Annotated in this window: 1 pseudogene; it reads left to right on the top strand. The window is 29.9% G+C overall.

Features of this window, described 5'->3' with window-relative positions:
* A pseudogene (locus UNSWCS_RS11275) lies at nt 1-253 on the top strand (methyl-accepting chemotaxis protein); the annotation flags it as partial.
* Nucleotides 254-391: the final 138 nt, after the last annotated feature.

A 391-nucleotide genomic window follows, 5' to 3' on the forward strand; every position in this document is an offset into this window, starting at 1 on the left:
AGCAGAGAGAACTCAAAAATCACTTGGTGAGATAGAAGCAAATACAAATGTCCTAGCTCAATCAATAAATGAGATGAGTGAATCAATCAAAGAGCAAAGTGAAGGTATCAATATGATAAATCAATCAGTTGCTCAAATAGATCACCTAACAAAAGAAAATGTAGTAATTGCAAACCAAGCAAATGAAGTCACATCAGAGGTTGATAACATGGCTAAGACAATAGTAAGTGAAGTAAGAAAGAATAAATTTTAATCAAACTGCTTTATAAATCTTCATAAATTTCAACCTGGTTTAGACTGGGTTGGGATTTGTATATTTTTAAATTTAATTTTTATCCAACTGCTTTAAATTTAATAATCAAAAAGCTTAAACAAAAATGCATGCAGTGCT

Source organism: Campylobacter concisus UNSWCS, from assembly GCF_000466685.1.
Classification (GTDB): domain Bacteria; phylum Campylobacterota; class Campylobacteria; order Campylobacterales; family Campylobacteraceae; genus Campylobacter_A; species Campylobacter_A concisus_A.